The following is a 15894-nucleotide window of genomic DNA, read 5'->3' as shown; positions in this document are numbered from 1 at the left end:
ATCGACCCGCCATTTCAGGCTTTGTCGATTTCGAAGGAACAGCTCTTGATCAGGTCATCGAAACTCCTGGCCACCATGGGTGTCGCGGCAATTCTCCTGGCTTCCGGCGGTGCCACCGCCGCGGCTGCGGGCCTCGGGTCCCTCGCCCCCGGGACGAGCGATCCGGTGGATCCGATGAAGGCGTGCACCTTGTCCGACGCCACGCCGGTTCAGACCAAGGGGGTCTTCAACGATCCCGTGTCCGGCGACCCGGCGGCGATCATGGCCGAGTTGTGCTCGCTCATCAAGCAGGCCCCCGCAGGCTCACAGATCCGCATTGCCCACTTCGTCATCAGCGGAAACGCCGGCGAGGATTTTGCGGACGTGATCATCGACGCGCACCGTCGCGGGGTCGACGTCCAGATGGTGCTGGACGGCTGGCAGGACGACAAGCCTCCGGCCCAGAGGATTCTGCGGTCGCTGGGGACGGACAAGAGCCAGCCGTCATGGCTACACGTGTGCACCAACGTCTCCGCTGAAGGCAACACGTCCTCGTGCCTGGGTACGAAGGGCAACCACAACAAGTTCGCGCTCTTCAGCGAGACCGGCGGCAAGCGGAACGTCGTCATGCAGTCGTCCTCCAATCTCACCGATGTCAATTCCAGGACGTACTGGAACAACGCTGTGGTACTCGACGGAAACAACCGACTGTTCGATGTGTACGGCCGGTATTTCGCGGAACTGTCCTCCGAGACACGCACCCAGGCAACGCTCGGCACGTTTCACACCGACATGCCAGGCGGCCCGGTCGATGTCTACTTCTCGCCCGTCCCGGAAGGCGACCCGGTCCTCGAACAACTCGAACGTCTGACCTGCGGTTCATCGACGCGTATCGGTGTCGCGATGTCGGAGATGGACGACACCCGAGTGGACATCATCGACCGACTCGTCGAACTGTCACGAGATGGATGCCAGATCCGGATCGTCCACGGCCTGATCGGGACCGACGGTGCGGCGCGGCTCGCCGCGGAGCCGTCCATCGAGGTCCGCACACTGAACGACGCGGAACTGCCCGGCCGCTTGCACTCGAAGTACATGGTCGTCGACCACGGCAGTGTCGGCCTCGGCAGTGCGGACCTCGGCAGTTCGGGCACCGCAACAGGATGGGTGACGACTGGTTCGCAGAACTGGAATCACACGTCGCTGCGCCGCAACGACGAAGCGACCCTCACGCTGCACCAACCGGCCATGGTCGACGCGTACATGGCGAATTTCGAGCACGTGTTCAGCGTCGCTCATCCCGCCAGCTGACGGGCCGGAACCCGTCCAGTCCCCTGGCGGGGTGCCTGATGTGACCTGATGTAACCGAGATTCTCCGGTCGGGTGTGACCGGTCCGGGCCCACATCCGACCGGAGGTGTCTCGTGCGGCGCTGTGGGTGCCGCATCACTCCGGCCGCCTCAGTGCTCACGGTAGGTGGGCGGGAGACCGCCGTCGGACGGGCCGCCACCGGCCATCCTCTCGAGACGCGCGATGCGGTCGGCCATGGGCGGGTGGGTGGAGAACATCTTGCTGACCCGGTCGCCGGCGCGGAACGGGTTGGCGATCATCATGTGCGACTGCGCCGCGATCTTCGGTTCCGGCGGCAGCGGGGCGGCCTGCGTGCCGCGTTCGAGCTTGCGCAGCGCCGACGCGAGCGCCAGCGGATCACCCGTCAGCTCGGCCCCGGACTGGTCGGCCTGGTACTCCCGCGACCGGGACACCGCGAGCTTGACGACGGTCGCGGCGATCGGACCCAGCAGCGAAACCAGAAGCAGCGCAATCGGATTGGCACCCTGCCCGTTGCCGCGGCCCCCGAACATGTTCGCGAAGATCGCCATGTTCGCCAGGCCCGAGATGACCGCTGCCATCGCACCGGCGACCGAGGAGATAAGGATGTCGCGGTTGTAGACGTGGGACAGTTCGTGGCCGAGCACGGCCCGCAGTTCCCGCTCGTCGAGGATGTCGAGGATGCCGCTCGTGCAGCACACTGCCGCGTGCCGCGGATTGCGGCCGGTCGCGAACGCGTTGGGCGCCGCGGTGGGGCTGATGTACAGCCGCGGCATCGGCTGGTGCGCCGCGGTCGCCAGTTCCCGGACGATCTTGTAGATGACCGGCGCCTGGACCTCGGTGATGGGCTGGGCGTGCATCGCGCGCAGCGCGAGTTTGTCGCTGTTGAAGTACGCCCACGCGTTCGTCGCCACGGCCAGGAAGATCGAGAAGACCAGGATGGTCGGATTCCTGAACAGCGAGCCGATGAAGATGATCAGCGCCGACATTCCGACCAGTAGCCCGAAGGTCTTGGCGCCGTTTGCGTAACCGTGCACGACTCGCCTCTTCCGTATCCGCCGTCGCCTGGACCAGGGACGGCTCCTGCCAAGACAACGAACCAGCCCGGGAACACGGTTCCCGGGCTGGTGTGAAGGCTACTTCAGGAGACGTCGGCCAGCCGTCATCCCACGCGTTCGACGGTGTACCCGACGAGTCGCACCAGCGCGTCGTTGGCCGGGCACTGCGGCAGCTGCGCGAGTTCGGCGCGCGCCCGGTCGGCGTACTCGCCGAGCTTCGCCTTGGCCGCGGCCATGCCCGGCGAGCGCTCGAGCAACGCCAGGGCCTCGGCGACGTCGGCGTCGTCGGTGACCGGTCCGGCCAGCAGCTCCCGGAGGCGGTCGGCGTCGGCCCCCTCCTCGCGCAGCGCGTACAGCACGGGCAGCGTGTGGACGCCCTCGCGCAGGTCGGTCCCGGGGGTCTTGCCGGACTGCTCGGACGCCGACGAGATGTCGATGATGTCGTCAGCGATCTGGAACGCGGTGCCGACGGCGTCGCCGAGGCGCTCGAGGCAGGCGATCTGGTCGGCGTCGGCGCCGGAGAAGGTGCCGCCGAAGCGTCCGCTGGCGGCGATCAGCGAACCGGTCTTCTCCCACACGACCTTGAGGTAGTGCTCGACCGGATCCTGGTGTTCGCGGGCACCGATCGTCTCGCGCATCTGGCCGGTGACCAGCTCCGCGAACGTCTCGGCGATGATCCGGACGGCCTCGGGGCCGAGCGTCGACACCAGCCGCGACGCGTGCGCGAACAGGTAGTCGCCGGCGAGGATCGCGATGCTGTTGCCCCACCGGGCGTTCGCACTCGGGGCGCCGCGGCGCATCGTGGCCTCGTCCATCACGTCGTCGTGGTACAGCGTCGCCAGGTGCACGAGCTCGACGACGGTGGCCGCCGTGACGACGGCCGGGTCGGAGCCCTCGGGTCCGAGCTGCGCGGTCAGGACGGTGAACAGCGGACGGAACCGCTTACCGCCGGCCTTGGCCAGGTGCAGCGCCGCCTCGGTGAGGAAGTCCTCACCGTCGGACAGCTCGCTGACCAGAAGCTCCTCGACGCGGGCGAGCCCGTCGCGCACGACGTCCGCGAGCTGCTGGTCACCGAGATCGACTCCGGCGACGACAGTGCTCGACTCCTCAGTGCTCACGATGTCAGTACTCATTCCTGTAGTCGGTGACGCCTCGGTAACCACGGTAGTGAACCTAGCGGTATCACCGGCCGGCACCGAACCTGCCCTCACCGCGTTGCCCTACCTCAGCCTGAGAAGATACTGGGGTGGTGGCCGACAATTTTCCGACCGCAGGGTCCAGCGATGCCCCGAATCTCCCCTCGAACACGGAAGTACTCGTGGTCGGCGCTGGTCCGGCCGGTTCCGCGGCGGCCGCGTGGGCCGCGCGCGACGGCCGCGACGTCCTGCTCGTGGACGCCTCGACGTTCCCGCGGGACAAGACGTGCGGTGACGGGCTGACGCCGCGGGCGGTCGCCGAACTCGACCGCCTCGGGCTGGGCGACTGGATCCGCGCACGCACCGTCAACCGCGGGCTCCGGCTCACCGGGTGGGGCCGGGAACTGGAACTGCCGTGGCACGACGGCACCCTGCCGACCGTCGGCAGCGCGGTCCCGCGTGCCGAACTCGACGACCGCCTCCGTCTCACGGCGGTCGAGTCGGGTGCGCGAATGGTCCAGGGCGCCAAGGCCGTCGGTGTCGATCGCGACGGCGCCCGGGTGCGCGCGGTGACGCTGAAGACGGCCGCCGGGACGCACACCGTGGCGTGCCAGAAGCTGATCGTCGCCGACGGCGTGCGCTCGACGCTCGGCAAGCAGCTGGGCCGCGAGTGGCACCGCGACACCGCGTACGGCGTCGCCGCCCGGGCGTACGTGACGTCGGGACGCAGCGACGACCCGTGGATCACGTCACACCTGGAGCTGCGCGACGACACCGGCGCGCTGCAGCCCGGCTACGGCTGGGTGTTCCCCCTCGGGACCGGCGAGGTGAACATCGGTGTCGGCACGCTCGCGACCGCCAAGCGGCCGGCGCCGGGCGCGCTGCGGCCGCTGCTCGACCTGTACGTCTCGCAGCGGCGCACCGAATGGGAGCTCGACGGCGCGGTGCATTCGGTGGCGTCGGCGCTGTTGCCGATGGGTGGCGCCGTGTCGAACGTCGCGGGCCGCAACTGGGCGCTGATCGGTGACGCCGCCGCGTGCGTGAACCCGCTCAACGGCGAGGGCATCGACTACGGACTCGAGGGCGGGCGCCTGGTGGCGCGGGTGCTCGACGACAGCGACCTCACCGACGTGTGGCCGGGAATCCTGCGCGAGCGTTACGGCCGTGCGTTCTCGATCGCGCGCCGGCTCGCGGGGCTGCTGACGCTCGCGCGGTTCCTGCCGGCGTCGGGCCCGGTCGCGATGCGCTCGCGCGCGATGATGACCGTGGCCGTCCGGGTGATGGGCAACCTCGTCACCGACGAGGACGCCGACGCCGTCGCCCGCGCGTGGCGGACGTCGGGCGCGGCGTCGCTGCGGCTCGATTCGCGGCCGCCGTTCAGCTGAGCGGTGTGCGTCGCCTCACCGCGTGACCGTGGACGCGCTCAGCGAACGGCGCGGTGCAGCGCGACGACGCCCCCGGTGAGATTGCGCCACTGCACGCTCTTCCAGCCGGCGGCCTCGATCCGCTTGGCGAGTTCCTCCTGCGTGGGCCACGCCCGGATCGACTCCGCGAGGTAGACGTAGGCGTCGGGATTGCTGCTGACGGCGCGGGCGACCTGCGGGAGCGCCTTCATCAGGTACTCCATGTAGACCTTGCGGAACGGCCCGAACACCGGGGTGGAGAACTCGCTGACCACGAGACGCCCGCCGGGCTTGGTGACGCGGGCGATCTCGCGCAGACCGGCGTCGAAGTCGGAGACGTTGCGCAGGCCGAACGAGATGGTGGCGGCGTCGAACACGCCGTCGGCGTACGGCAGGTGCATCGCGTCACCGGCGACCATCGGGACGTTGCGGCCGACGCCGGCCTGGAGCATGCCCTTGGAGAAGTCGGTGGCCACCACCCACGCGCCGGAGCGGCCGAGTTCGACGGTGGAGACGCCGGTGCCGGCGGCGAGATCGAGGACCCGCTCCCCCGGCTTCAGGTCGAGGGCGGCGCGCGTCGCCTTCCGCCAGCTGCGGTCCTGACCGAAGGACAGGACGGTGTTCGTCAGGTCGTATCGCTTGGCGACCCCGTCGAACATGGATGCGACCTCGTGCGGATCCTTCTCGAGCGAGGCCCGCGATCCGTGTGTTTCTGCCACGGTCGAAGACGCTACCAACCGGCTCACGCCTCGATGTCTGCTGCCGGGCCGTCCGCAGCCGCGCCGTCCGCGGGTGGCCCGTCCGGAGCCGGGCTCACCGCCGCGGGCGTGCGCCGACCCAGGGCACGGGCCTTGCCGCGGGCCCACGGCACGAGCATCACCACCACGGCGATCGTGACGGAGGAACCGAGGATCGCGCCGGCGAGGACGTCGTGCGGGTAGTGGACGCCCTGCAGGACCCGGGCCAAGCCGATCAGAACGCCGAGCGCGATCACGAGGCCTCGCTGCAGCGACGACAGCACCTGCTCGGACGCCAGCACGATCGCGGTCGCGAGACCGATCGCGATGACCGTGTGGTTGCTCGGGAACGACCAATCGCCGACCGCGGGGCAGTCCGGCAGCGCCACCTGGGCGCGGCACGGCCGGTCCTCGGCGACCAGCGACTTGACGATCTCGCTGAGCGCGTAGGCGACGACGACACCGAACCCGCCCATCAGCAGGTCCCCCAGGTACGGGGAGCGGGTGCGCCACATCTGCACGGCGAGGACCGCGAAGAGCGCGACGAGCACGAGCAGCCCGACGTCGGCGATCAGTCCGACCCCGGGCAGGTCCGCCGTGTGCGGGACGATCGCACGATAGAGCGCCGCACTCACGTCGCGCAGCATGTACAGCGCCACCACGAGCACCGACGCGGCGATCAGCATCATCCCCGCTCGTTCGGCGCTCCTCGCACTAGTTCGCATCGGTCGAGGATAGAAACCCTTCCTGAGTGAACTTCTCAGGAACTGTCGGAATTGCCGGTTCGCGCCCGGCGGCGCAGGACGACGAGCACCGGCAGGGCGACGAGCCACGTCACCACGATGACCGATCCGGCGGGCACGATGGCCACCCGCGCGTCGCGCCCGGCGACGCGCACGAGGTCCGGATCGCTGCGCGAGTATTCGACGTCGATCCGCTGGCCGGCGGTCAGATTGGTCGGATAGAGCACGCCGAGCTTCGGGTTGTGGGTGATGCCGTCCGGTGTGACGAAACTGACGGCCGACCGCAGCGATCCCGCCGACAACACCTCCGCGGTCGCGGTGCCCATGTTCGACTCGATGGTCCGGTCGTTGCGCCACGCCGCGAGCACGAGCAGGACGGCCAGCACCGAGATCCCGATCGCGGCGACAACGACGCCGGCCAGCGTCCGGTGCGCGGCGCGGGGACTCACAGCTGTGCCCGCACGGCAGCGTGCAACTCGCGCAGACCCGACCGCTCCGTGGCGACCTCGAGCACCCGGATGCCCTCCGACGGCGCGGTCAGCGCGGCGGTGAGGTCGGACAGCGTGACGTGCGCGTGCGGGACGCGGTACGCGGCGCACAGCGCGGCCAGGTCCATTCCGTGCGGCGTTCCGAAGACGCGCTCGAAGACGCCCGCGTACTGCGGGTCGCCCTGCTCGAGCAGTTCGAAGATGCCGCCGCCGTCGTCATTGGCGACGACGATCGTCAGATCCTGCGGGCGCGGCTCGCCGGTCCCGATCAGCAGGCCCGACGCGTCGTGCAGGAACGTCAGGTCGCCGAGCAGGGCGACGGTGCGGCCCTCGGTCTCGTACGCGAGCGCGGCGCCGACCGCGCTGGAGACGGTGCCGTCGATGCCGGCGACGCCGCGGTTGGACAGGACCCGCACCCCGCGGCGCGGGTAGCTCACGAGCGCGGCGTCGCGCACCGGGTTGGACGCGCCCAGCAGCAACTGGTCGCCGTCGGACAGCGCGTCCATCACCGCGGCCGCGACGTGCAGGCCGGTGGTCTTGGGATGCGCCGCGAGCTGCGAGCGGACGGCCTTGTCGGCGTGCTCGGACAGGTGCCGGCAGCGGGCGATCCACGCCGGGTCGGGCTCGCCGGACACCACGGCGCGGGTTCCGGTCGCGCGGACGTTGCCGGAGACGTCGGGCCAGCGCGGGCCGGTCGTGAGCGCGTACACCGCGACGGCCGGATCGGCGAGGAGCTTCGAGACGGGCCGGTGCAGCGTGGGCCGGCCGGTGATGATCGCCTGACGCGGCTTGAGCTGCGGCAGCGCCAGCGGGTGCAGCGGCAGGCCGTGCAGCGGGGCGGTCGGCTCGGCCACCGTCGGCAGCCCCGCGAGCTCGGGCCGGTAGGCGGCGCCGTGCCCGGAGATCACGACGGTGTCGGCGGTGACGTCGAGGTCCATCGGGACATCGAGGGTGGCGTGCGTCGTCGTGGTCCAGGCGGCACCGTCGGGGCGCCCCTCCGGCACCGGCCCCTGCGCGTGAACGTCGGGCACGAGTGGCTCGCGCAGCGGGATGTCGAAGTGGACGGGCCCGGCGTTGCCGGAGCGGGTGCCGCGCGCGGCGGCGAGCACCCGGCACACGGCGCTGCGCCACTGGCTGTTCTGCTCGTCGAAGCGGATCCCGCGCAGCGACTCGTCGCCGGTCTCCTCGGCGAGGCCGAGGCTGATCGCCGCGCGCACCTGGCTGCCGAACAGCCCGAACTGCTCGACGGTCTGGTTGGCGCCGGTGCCGAGCATCTCGTACGGGCGATTGGCGCTGAGCACGATGAGCGGAATCCGTGCGTAGTTGGCCTCGAGCACGGCCGGGCCGAGGTTCGCGACCGCGGTCCCGGAGGTCATGACGACCGGGACGGGGCGTCCGCTCGCGACCGCGAGGCCGATGGCCAGGAAGCCGGCGGTGCGCTCGTCGATGCGCATGTGCAGGCGAATCCGTCCCGCGTTGTCGGCCGCCTGCAGCGCGAACGCGAGCGGCGCGTTGCGCGAACCCGGGCAGAGCACGGCCTCACGTACCCCGCCGCGGATCAGTTCGTCGACGACGGCGGTGGCTTGTGCTGTGGACGGATTCACGTCTTCCAGATTGGCAGACGCTGCGGTCGCCGCGCCGCGAGGGGGCTGCCACGATGGTCGGCATGACGCGCACGATCTTCGACCCGGCCGATGTCGATCCGGGCCGCTTCTACAAGGTGCTGACGGCGTCGGTGGTGCCGCGGCCGATCGCGTGGGTGTCGACGCTGTCGGCGGACGGGGTGCCCAATCTGGCGCCGTACAGCTTCTTCACGGTGTCGAGCGCGCACCCACCGGTGGTGCAGTTCACGTCGGTCACCCGCAAGGACAGTCTGCGCAACATCGAGGCGACGGGCGAGTTCGTGGTCAACCTCGCGACCGAACCGATGGTCGAGAAGGTCAATGCCAGTTCGGCACCGTACGAGCCGGGCACCGACGAGTTCGCGGTCCTCGACATCGCGAGCGAGCCGAGCGAGCGCGTACACCCGCCGCGAGTCGCCGACTCTCCCCTCGCGATCGAGTGCCGACTGCGTCAGATCATCGAGGTGGGTGAGTCGTTTGTCGTGATGGGCGACGTACTGGCGGTCGCGGTGCGGCCGGACGCGCTCGCCGACGACGGCCTGCCCGCGTTCGCGGCGCTGGCACCGCTCAGTCGTCTGGGCCGCGACGAGTGGGGCATGACGCCGCCGGTCCGCCGCATCACCCGCCCGGGCCGCCCTGGCTGACCCACCGGAAGCCCCTCGACGTTAGGGTTGGCTAAACTATCACCGGATTCGCGGGACGGAATGCCATGGCCAAACGCTCCAAGTTCGTCAAACCCGAACAGCGCGAGATCATCTCGGCGCACGTGCTGGGCAGCAAGCGGATCAGCCCCAATTTCGTCCGCGTCACGATCGGCGGCGACGGCCTGCGAGAGTTCACCCCGATGGGCTTCGACCAGTGGTTCCGGATGTTCATTCCCGATCGGGAGCAGACCGGGTTCCGGCTGCCCACGTCGGGAGGCAACCTCTGGTACGCCCAGTTCAAGCTGATCCCCAAGGACGTCCGGCCGGTGCTGCGCAACTACACGGTGCGCGAATTCCGTCCCGACGGAGGTGTTTTCGGCGACGGCCCGGAACTCGACATCGACTTCGCGTCGCACGCCGACCTCGGTCCGGCGTCGGCGTGGGCCGACGCGTGCGCGGCCGGCGACACGGTCGGCCTGCTCGACGAGGGCCTGATCTACAACCCGACCCCCGATGCCCGCTGGCATCTGCTGGTCGGTGACGAGAGCGCGCTGCCCGCGATCGTCGGCATTCTCCGGTCGGTCGATCCGACGCTGCCGGTGCGCGCGTACGTCGAGGTCCCGCACGCCGACGACATCCAGCTCGTCGTGGTGAGCGACAACGTCGAACTGAACTGGCTGGTGCGCGAGGACCCGACGGCGCGGCCCGGCGAACTGGCGCTGTCGGCGGTGCGGGCCGCGGAGCTGCCCGACGGCCCGTTCTACGCGTTCGTCGCCGGCGAGAGCGATCTCGCGACGGGCGTGCGACGGCACCTCGTCGCCGACCGCCAGGTACCCAAGACCGACATCGCCTTCACCGGGTACTGGCGCCGCGGCCGAGCCGCGTATTGATGCGTACTGATACCCGAAACGACAGTGAGCCCGCCCGGATCGCCGGGCGGGCTCACTGTTTCGCCAGTAACTAGGCGGCGTGCTTCTGCACCAGATCGCCGAGGCGCGGCAGCGCCTCGATGACGTGCTTCTTCGCCGACGGGCGCAGGGTCGAGTAGACCTTCTTGATCGCGCCCTTGTCGCTGCCCTCGATGCGATCGTCGGTGACGCCCAGCAGCGCGTCGGCCGCGGCATCGCTGCGCGCGGTCAGAAACGCCGAGAAGCTGCCCTCACCGCTGGCAGCGAATTCCTGCCAGAACGGCTCGAGCCGTGCGACGAACGCGGGCAGCAGCCCCTCGATGGCGTCCGGCACGATCGACGGGCCGACCTTCTTGACCGCCGAGTAGCCGCCCTTCAGCGCAAGCCCCGACGCACCCTTCTTGTCAGAGACCTCCGCGTCGACGAGCGCTTCGACGTCCGCGAGAACCGCGGGCATCCGTGCGTCGTCCAACAGGGTGTCGTTCAGCGCTGCAACCACTTCCAATGCCTCCGTATCGACTGGTCCGTATCTGGCCGGGCACGACACTATACGAGGCTGGTACCCCCGCCGACCACGAGCAGTTCGTAACAGCGGCGCAGCCGCGCGAGCCACCACCCGGCGCGCTCGGCCGGGGCGGCCAGTTCGGACACGCGGGCGGGGTCCGGGACGACTGGACAAACGTCCAGGCTGCCGTCGGACATCGTGCGGGGCGCGGCCGTGACATCGGCGGCGAACAGGCCCCCGGTGCCGAGGCCGCAGGCGTGTCGCAGGTCCGGCAGCGCGGCGGCCGCGGCCAGTCCGGCGCCCATCCCGACGGCGGTGTCCAGGGCACTCGAGACGACGACCGGCACCCCGTGCCCGGCGAGTTCGTCGGCGAGCGCGAGCAGGCGGCGCATGCCGCCCAGCGGCGGCACCTTCACGACCGCGACGCCCGCGCCGCCCGCGCGCACGACCCGCAGGGGGTCCTCGGCGCGGCGGATGCTCTCGTCAGCGGCGATCGGGACACCCGGCAGTCGGCGCCGGACCTCGACCAGTTCCGGCACGCTCGCGCACGGCTGCTCGGCGTACTCGAGCGGGCCGTCGGCCGTGAGAGCCGTGAGCGCGCGGACCGCTTCCTCGACGCCCCAGCCGCCGTTGGCGTCGACCCGCACGTTGGGGATCAGCGCGCGCACCGCGTTCACGCGCGCGACATCGTCGGCGAGGCTCTGTCCCTTCTCGGCGACCTTGACCTTCGCGGTGCGGGCGCCGGGGAACCGCGCGAGGATCTCCGGCACCTGGTCCGGGGCGATCGCGGGGACGGTCGCATTGACCGGCACCCGGTCCCGCACCGGCGTCGGCGGGCCGAGCCACGCGGCCTCGAGCCCGGCCCGCAGCCAGTGCGCGGCCTCGGCGTCGTCGTACTCGGGGAACGGCGCGAACTCGCCCCACCCGGCGGGGCCCTCGAGCAGCACGGCCTCGCGAGTGGTGATGCCCCGGAAGCGAACCCGCATGGGCAGGCTCACGACGCGGGCGCCCGCCAGAACCTCGGCGAGCGGCGGGACTTCCGTCACGGCTGGCCCGGCAGCAGCTGGACCATCAGGGCCTCGCAGTCGGCCAGGACCGTCCCGTCGAGGTCGCGCAGCTCGGCGGTGCAGAAGATCTTGCGGCCCTCGACGCGGTCCACGCGCCCCTCGATCACGAGTTCGGTCTCGATCGGCGTGACCTTGCGGTAGTTGACATGCAGGTATCCGGTGCGGGCGATCGGGTGGCCCGCCTCGTGGACGATCATGCCGAGCAGGTCGTCGAACAGCAGCCCGATCGTGCCGCCGTGCGCGGCGCCGTTGCCGCCGCGGTGGAACATGCGGAACATCCCACGGCCCCGGACTCCGTCGACGCCGTTCCGCTCGAAAATCCACGGCAGGAGCAGCAGGCTGCCGCGGCCGGGCAGGTCCGAGTTGAAGCCGGCCGGCGACCCGCCCTCCGGGACCTGGTACGGCTCGATGAGCGCGGCGAGCGCCGCGGCCTGCGCGATCGCCTGCTCCGTGACGTCGTCGGGGATGTGCGTCGAGACCGCGAGATCCTGTAGCCGCCGGAACGACTCGACGAACCGACCGAAGTTCGGGCCCGCCTCGACCGGCGTGAACACCGGGAATCCGCCGTGATGTGCGTGGACGTCGTCCCCGGTGGCGGCGTCGGTCCGCAGTTGTTCGCTCATCCCTGCACGGTAACGCCGGAGTTCACCGGGCTCCCCGCGAGGTGGTCTCCGACACACCGACACCACGGCCTATCCTCGCCTCGTGACCTTCGACCCGCAGCTCTGGCGCCCCGTACCCGGTTTCGAGAACCTCACCGACATCACGTACCACCGGCATGTCACGGAGGGCATCGTCCGCATCGCGTTCGATCGCCCCGAGGTGCGAAACGCGTTCCGCCCGCACACCGTCGACGAGCTGTACCGCACGCTCGACCACGCCCGCATGACGTCCGACGTCGGCTGCGTGCTGCTCACCGGCAACGGCCCCAGCGAGAAGGACGGCGGCTGGGCGTTCTGCTCGGGCGGCGACCAGCGCATCCGCGGCCGCAGCGGCTACCAGTACGCCAGCGGCGAGACGGCGGAGACCGTCGATCCCGCGCGCGCCGGCCGGCTGCACATCCTCGAGGTGCAGCGCCTGATCCGCTTCATGCCCAAGGTCGTCATCGCCTTGGTCAACGGCTGGGCCGCCGGCGGCGGACACAGCCTGCACGTCACGTGCGACCTCACGCTCGCGTCCCGTGAGCACGCCCGTTTCAAGCAGACCGACGCCGACGTGGGCAGCTTCGACGGCGGCTACGGCAGCGCGTACCTCGCGAAGATGGTGGGCCAGAAGTTCGCCCGCGAGATCTTCTTCCTCGGCGACACCTACACCGCCGAGGAGATGCACCAGATGGGCGCGGTCAACCGGGTCGTCGACCACGACGAGCTCGAGAACGTCGCGATCGAGTGGGGCACCAAGATCAACGGCAAGTCGCCGCAGGCGCAGCGCATGCTCAAGTACGCGTTCAACCTGCAGGACGACGGCCTGGTGGGCCAGCAGCTGTTCGCCGGCGAGGCCACCCGCCTGGCGTACATGACCGACGAGGCCGTCGAGGGCCGGGACTCGTTCCTGCAGAAGCGCGACCCCGACTGGTCGCCCTACCCCTGGTATTACTGAGCCCCTGCCGCTCCGGTTCTCGTCGTGCCGCGTCCCCGATCGGGGGCGCGGCACGTCCGTTTTCGGAGCGGCGTGGCGCACATGTGATGCCGGTCACCATGGACATCATGGCAGGAGTGCCCATCGTCGCCGCGCTCGCCGACCGGGCCCTCGCCGGCGGGTGAACCCGACCGCGGCGGAATCGGTATCGGCGCCCGATTCCCCTTGGGCGACCCCGCGATCGGGTGTGCAATGGACTTGTGAGCACCGAGACGAAGTTCGCGGTCGACGGCGTCCACCTGTCGGGCTCGCTGACCGACCCGGCCGGCGACCTGCCGGTGGTCGTGTTCGCGCACGGCAGCGGCAGCGGCCGGTTCAGTCCGCGCAACCGCTTCGTGGCCGAACTCCTGCAGGACGTCGGACTGGGCACGCTGCTGTTCGACCTGCTCGCCCCTGACGAGGAGGGGGACCGCCGGCTGGTGTTCGACATCCCGCTGCTGTCGGCGCGGCTCACTGAGGTCACCACGCTGCTGCGGGAGCGGGCGCCGTCGATCGCATACTTCGGGGCGAGCACCGGCGCCGCCGCGGCCCTGCACGCGGCCGCCGCGCGCGACGCCGACATCGCAGCGATCGTCTCCCGCGGCGGGCGCCCCGACCTGGCCGGGTCGCGGCTGTCGGCGGTGCAGGCGCCGACGCTGCTGCTCGTCGGCTCCCTCGACACCACGGTGATCGAACTGAACCGGCAGGCCGCGAAGCTGCTCGAGTGCGAGCACGAGCTGGTGATCGTCCCGGGCGCGACGCACCTGTTCGAGGAGCCGGGCACCCTCGACGTCGTCGCCGATCACGCCCGCGACTGGTTCGTCGCACACGGGCGGCGGTCGTGACGGATTTCTCCGGGCCGTCGACGGAAATCCTGCAGTATCGCGACCGCACCGACGACTACTGCAGGCACACTGGATCCTCAACGCTTCTGCTGCCTGAGGGCAGGAGATCTCGAGCTCAGAGCGCAACCGGACCATCCCCCGGAGGAGGTGATCAGACTGTCTGACATCGTCGACACTCATGTGGCCGCGTTCTGCCACAGCCAGGATCACCCCGGCAGCGTTCCGATCCCGGCCCGCGGTGTGACCGCAGGAATGGCATCGGAAGGTTCGTTCGCCGATTCCGAGTCGCTGCTTGGCTCTCGCGAAACAACCCGAACACGTCATCGTCGTGTAGGCAGGCCGCACCAACATCACCTTCCGGCCGGCCCGCACACCACGCTCGATCAGTTCTCTTTTCGCCGCACCGATCGCGGCGTCCGCGGCCTTACGCGCCATCGTCGACCGCGCCAGGAACCTCGGTGTGAAGTCCTCGACCGCGATCAGATCGTGGCGTTCGACGACGCGCTTCGCCCACACCCGGGCGTCGTACTCGGTCTGGCGGGCCGCCTTCTTGTGCAGCCTCGCCGCCTCCCGTTTCGCACGCTGGTAGCCCTTGGACTGGGGTCCGCGCTTGCCGGTGTGGCGGCGGGCCATCCTCCGCTGCGCTTTGGCCAGTTCCGCCGCGCAGCGTCTGCGGTGCCCGAGATACGGCAGATCGAACTCGGCATCGGTGGTCGTGGCGGTGGTCGCTACGCCCCAGTCGACACCGATCCCACCCACGCCCTCCGGGACGAAAGCGACCTCGCGGCGGACGACGAACGAGGCATACCAATGCCCAAGCGCATCCCGTGTGATCCGGACACTCGTCGGCTCCGACGGCAACCCCCGCGACCACACCACCGGCACCCTTACGCCCTTCGGCAGCACCAGACGGCCATCACGGAGCCGGAACCCCCGGCGCGTGAACTCCAACGACAACTGTGTCTTCTTGCGGGCCTTGAAGGCCGGCCGGCCCCGCCCCTTCACCGTGAACGACTGCGCCAACGCCTGCGCGTAGGTCCGCAGCATCTGCTGCTGTGCAACCTGCGAACCCTCCCGCAACCACGCGTTAGCCGACCGCGCCGCCGTCAAGAGTTTCGACAACGTCCCGAAAGTCGGCCGCCCACCCGACTTCTGATGGTGGACAGCCTCGTTCCACAAGAACCGGCACCGATGCCAGTCCTCGGTCAGCGCACGCTCCGCCTGCACACCCGGGAGCAACCGGAACGTGTACCGCACCACTTCCCCCACACTCGGAAACCTAACTGCCACCACCGACAGAAAGTGAGGACGGCGCTTCCACTCCCCGTGAACGACGGAGTATCCGCGCCAACACCAGATGACCGTCGACCGCGAGCAGCCCGCACCGGAGCACCGCCGCCCGGACGGGGTCACCGACGCCACCGTGGAAGCCGTGGGCAAGCTGTCCGAGGCCCTCGAGACCGTCGAGCAGGCGCGCGGCCACCTCTACGCCTTCCACCAGTTGCTGGGCCGGGCGGATCGGCAACTCGGCGAGGCGGTCGAGTTGCTGATCGCGTCCGGGCATCCCACGAGCGCGGACCGGTTGCGGACGTCGATGGTGGGCCGCAACGTCCTCGAGGGCCGGTGGACGTTCCAGATCGTCGAGGAGTTCGACGACGGGTACTGGTCCGAGTTCCGCGAACACGAGAAGGCGATCCGCGGAACGCTGCTCCGCGGGCGCCGGCACCTGTACGAGGCCGAGATGAAGGAAGCCCGACGCACGCGGGGTCGCGCGGGCCACGAGGCGCGACCCGCCCCGGAGCAGTGACTCGCGA

16 protein-coding genes and 1 pseudogene are annotated in these 15894 nt (G+C 70.3%); 7 read left to right on the top strand and 10 right to left on the bottom strand.

Annotation, left to right across the window (positions count from 1 at the left end; genetic code table 11):
• The first annotated feature begins 45 nt into the window (after positions 1 to 45).
• On the top strand, positions 46 to 1290 hold the full coding sequence (locus ABI214_RS19465; RefSeq protein WP_348604143.1) for a phospholipase D-like domain-containing protein: 1245 nt from the start codon (positions 46 to 48) through the stop codon (positions 1288 to 1290).
• Between the two features lie 148 nt (positions 1291 to 1438).
• Here the strand turns inward: ABI214_RS19465 and htpX are convergent, their stop codons facing one another.
• Positions 1439 to 2344 (bottom strand): zinc metalloprotease HtpX, encoded by a 906-nt coding sequence (gene htpX, locus ABI214_RS19460; RefSeq protein WP_348604142.1) that lies wholly within the window; start codon positions 2342 to 2344, stop codon positions 1439 to 1441.
• 125 nt (positions 2345 to 2469) lie between these two features.
• Complete coding sequence (locus ABI214_RS19455; protein ID WP_348604141.1) at positions 2470 to 3498, bottom strand: polyprenyl synthetase family protein; 1029 nt, start codon at positions 3496 to 3498, stop codon at positions 2470 to 2472.
• 116 nt (positions 3499 to 3614) lie between these two features.
• Between ABI214_RS19455 and ABI214_RS19450 the strand changes: the two genes are divergently transcribed.
• A complete protein-coding gene (locus ABI214_RS19450; RefSeq protein ID WP_348604140.1) occupies positions 3615 to 4886 on the top strand; it encodes a geranylgeranyl reductase family protein in 1272 nt (423 codons plus the stop codon).
• A gap of 38 nt (positions 4887 to 4924) precedes the next feature.
• Here ABI214_RS19450 and ABI214_RS19445 read toward each other — a convergent pair whose 3' ends face one another.
• The 4 genes from ABI214_RS19445 to menD are packed head-to-tail and all read right to left on the bottom strand — an operon-like array spanning position 4925 to position 8476.
• Entirely contained in the window at positions 4925 to 5623 is a 699-nt protein-coding gene (locus tag ABI214_RS19445) for a demethylmenaquinone methyltransferase (protein ID WP_348604139.1), read from the bottom strand.
• A gap of 23 nt (positions 5624 to 5646) precedes the next feature.
• A complete protein-coding gene (locus ABI214_RS19440; RefSeq protein ID WP_348604138.1) occupies positions 5647 to 6366 on the bottom strand; it encodes a phosphatase PAP2 family protein in 720 nt (239 codons plus the stop codon).
• Between the two features lie 35 nt (positions 6367 to 6401).
• The gene (locus tag ABI214_RS19435) at positions 6402 to 6833 is read right to left on the bottom strand and encodes a DUF3592 domain-containing protein (RefSeq protein WP_348604137.1); all 432 of its coding nucleotides are present in this window, start codon (positions 6831 to 6833) and stop codon (positions 6402 to 6404) included.
• Positions 6830 to 8476: a 2-succinyl-5-enolpyruvyl-6-hydroxy-3-cyclohexene-1-carboxylic-acid synthase gene (gene menD, locus ABI214_RS19430; RefSeq protein WP_348604136.1), complete on the bottom strand. Its 1647-nt coding sequence runs from the start codon at positions 8474 to 8476 to the stop codon at positions 6830 to 6832. The genes ABI214_RS19435 and menD overlap by 4 nt, the downstream gene beginning before the upstream one ends.
• Before the next feature lie 62 nt (positions 8477 to 8538).
• Here menD and ABI214_RS19425 point away from each other — a divergent pair, with 62 nt between their 5' ends.
• Together ABI214_RS19425 and ABI214_RS19420 are read left to right on the top strand one after the other, a co-directional pair.
• A complete protein-coding gene (locus ABI214_RS19425) occupies positions 8539 to 9138 on the top strand; it encodes a flavin reductase family protein (RefSeq protein ID WP_348604135.1) in 600 nt (199 codons plus the stop codon).
• 65 nt (positions 9139 to 9203) lie between these two features.
• Complete coding sequence (locus ABI214_RS19420; RefSeq protein WP_348604134.1) at positions 9204 to 10028, top strand: siderophore-interacting protein; 825 nt, start codon at positions 9204 to 9206, stop codon at positions 10026 to 10028.
• Positions 10029 to 10098: 70 nt separating this feature from the next.
• Here ABI214_RS19420 and ABI214_RS19415 read toward each other — a convergent pair whose 3' ends face one another.
• From ABI214_RS19415 to ABI214_RS19405, 3 genes are read right to left on the bottom strand one after another with little or no spacing between them, the layout of a single operon-like run.
• Complete coding sequence (locus ABI214_RS19415) at positions 10099 to 10545, bottom strand: DUF6918 family protein (RefSeq protein WP_348604133.1); 447 nt, start codon at positions 10543 to 10545, stop codon at positions 10099 to 10101.
• A gap of 47 nt (positions 10546 to 10592) precedes the next feature.
• Positions 10593 to 11597: an o-succinylbenzoate synthase gene (locus ABI214_RS19410; RefSeq protein WP_348604132.1), complete on the bottom strand. Its 1005-nt coding sequence runs from the start codon at positions 11595 to 11597 to the stop codon at positions 10593 to 10595.
• On the bottom strand, positions 11594 to 12241 hold the full coding sequence (locus ABI214_RS19405; protein ID WP_348604131.1) for a PaaI family thioesterase: 648 nt from the start codon (positions 12239 to 12241) through the stop codon (positions 11594 to 11596). Before ABI214_RS19405 ends, ABI214_RS19410 begins: the two co-directional genes overlap by 4 nt.
• A gap of 82 nt (positions 12242 to 12323) precedes the next feature.
• Here ABI214_RS19405 and ABI214_RS19400 point away from each other — a divergent pair, with 82 nt between their 5' ends.
• Both ABI214_RS19400 and ABI214_RS19395 read left to right on the top strand, forming a co-directional pair.
• Positions 12324 to 13217, top strand: a complete 894-nt coding sequence (locus ABI214_RS19400; protein WP_348604130.1) for a 1,4-dihydroxy-2-naphthoyl-CoA synthase — start codon at positions 12324 to 12326, stop codon at positions 13215 to 13217.
• 239 nt (positions 13218 to 13456) lie between these two features.
• Positions 13457 to 14080, top strand: coding sequence for a dienelactone hydrolase family protein (locus tag ABI214_RS19395; RefSeq protein ID WP_348604129.1), 624 nt, complete (start codon positions 13457 to 13459; stop codon positions 14078 to 14080).
• A gap of 258 nt (positions 14081 to 14338) precedes the next feature.
• Here the strand turns inward: ABI214_RS19395 and ABI214_RS19390 are convergent.
• Positions 14339 to 15307: pseudogene (locus ABI214_RS19390) on the bottom strand (RNA-guided endonuclease InsQ/TnpB family protein); the annotation flags it as partial.
• A gap of 130 nt (positions 15308 to 15437) precedes the next feature.
• On the opposite strand from ABI214_RS19390, the gene ABI214_RS19385 reads away from it, so the two are divergent.
• The gene (locus tag ABI214_RS19385; protein WP_348604128.1) at positions 15438 to 15887 is read left to right on the top strand and encodes a hypothetical protein; all 450 of its coding nucleotides are present in this window, start codon (positions 15438 to 15440) and stop codon (positions 15885 to 15887) included.
• Positions 15888 to 15894: the final 7 nt, after the last annotated feature.

Source organism: Prescottella soli, from assembly GCF_040024445.1.
Classification (GTDB): domain Bacteria; phylum Actinomycetota; class Actinomycetes; order Mycobacteriales; family Mycobacteriaceae; genus Prescottella; species Prescottella soli.
The sequence above is the reverse complement of the archived record's forward strand: the minus strand, read 5'-3'. Positions and strand labels throughout refer to the sequence as shown.

Excerpts from the sequence above, each read along its gene's own strand:
- ABI214_RS19455 (WP_348604141.1), bottom strand. The coding sequence starts at position 3,498 with ATGAGTACTGACATCGTGAGCACTGAGGAGTCGAGCACTGTCGTCGCC.
- ABI214_RS19420 (WP_348604134.1), top strand. The coding sequence starts at position 9,204 with ATGGCCAAACGCTCCAAGTTCGTCAAACCCGAACAGCGCGAGATCATC.
- ABI214_RS19385 (WP_348604128.1), top strand. The coding sequence starts at position 15,438 with ATGACCGTCGACCGCGAGCAGCCCGCACCGGAGCACCGCCGCCCGGAC.
- ABI214_RS19405 (WP_348604131.1), bottom strand. The coding sequence starts at position 12,241 with ATGAGCGAACAACTGCGGACCGACGCCGCCACCGGGGACGACGTCCAC.
- ABI214_RS19425 (WP_348604135.1), top strand. The coding sequence starts at position 8,539 with ATGACGCGCACGATCTTCGACCCGGCCGATGTCGATCCGGGCCGCTTC.
- ABI214_RS19440 (WP_348604138.1), bottom strand. The coding sequence starts at position 6,366 with ATGCGAACTAGTGCGAGGAGCGCCGAACGAGCGGGGATGATGCTGATC.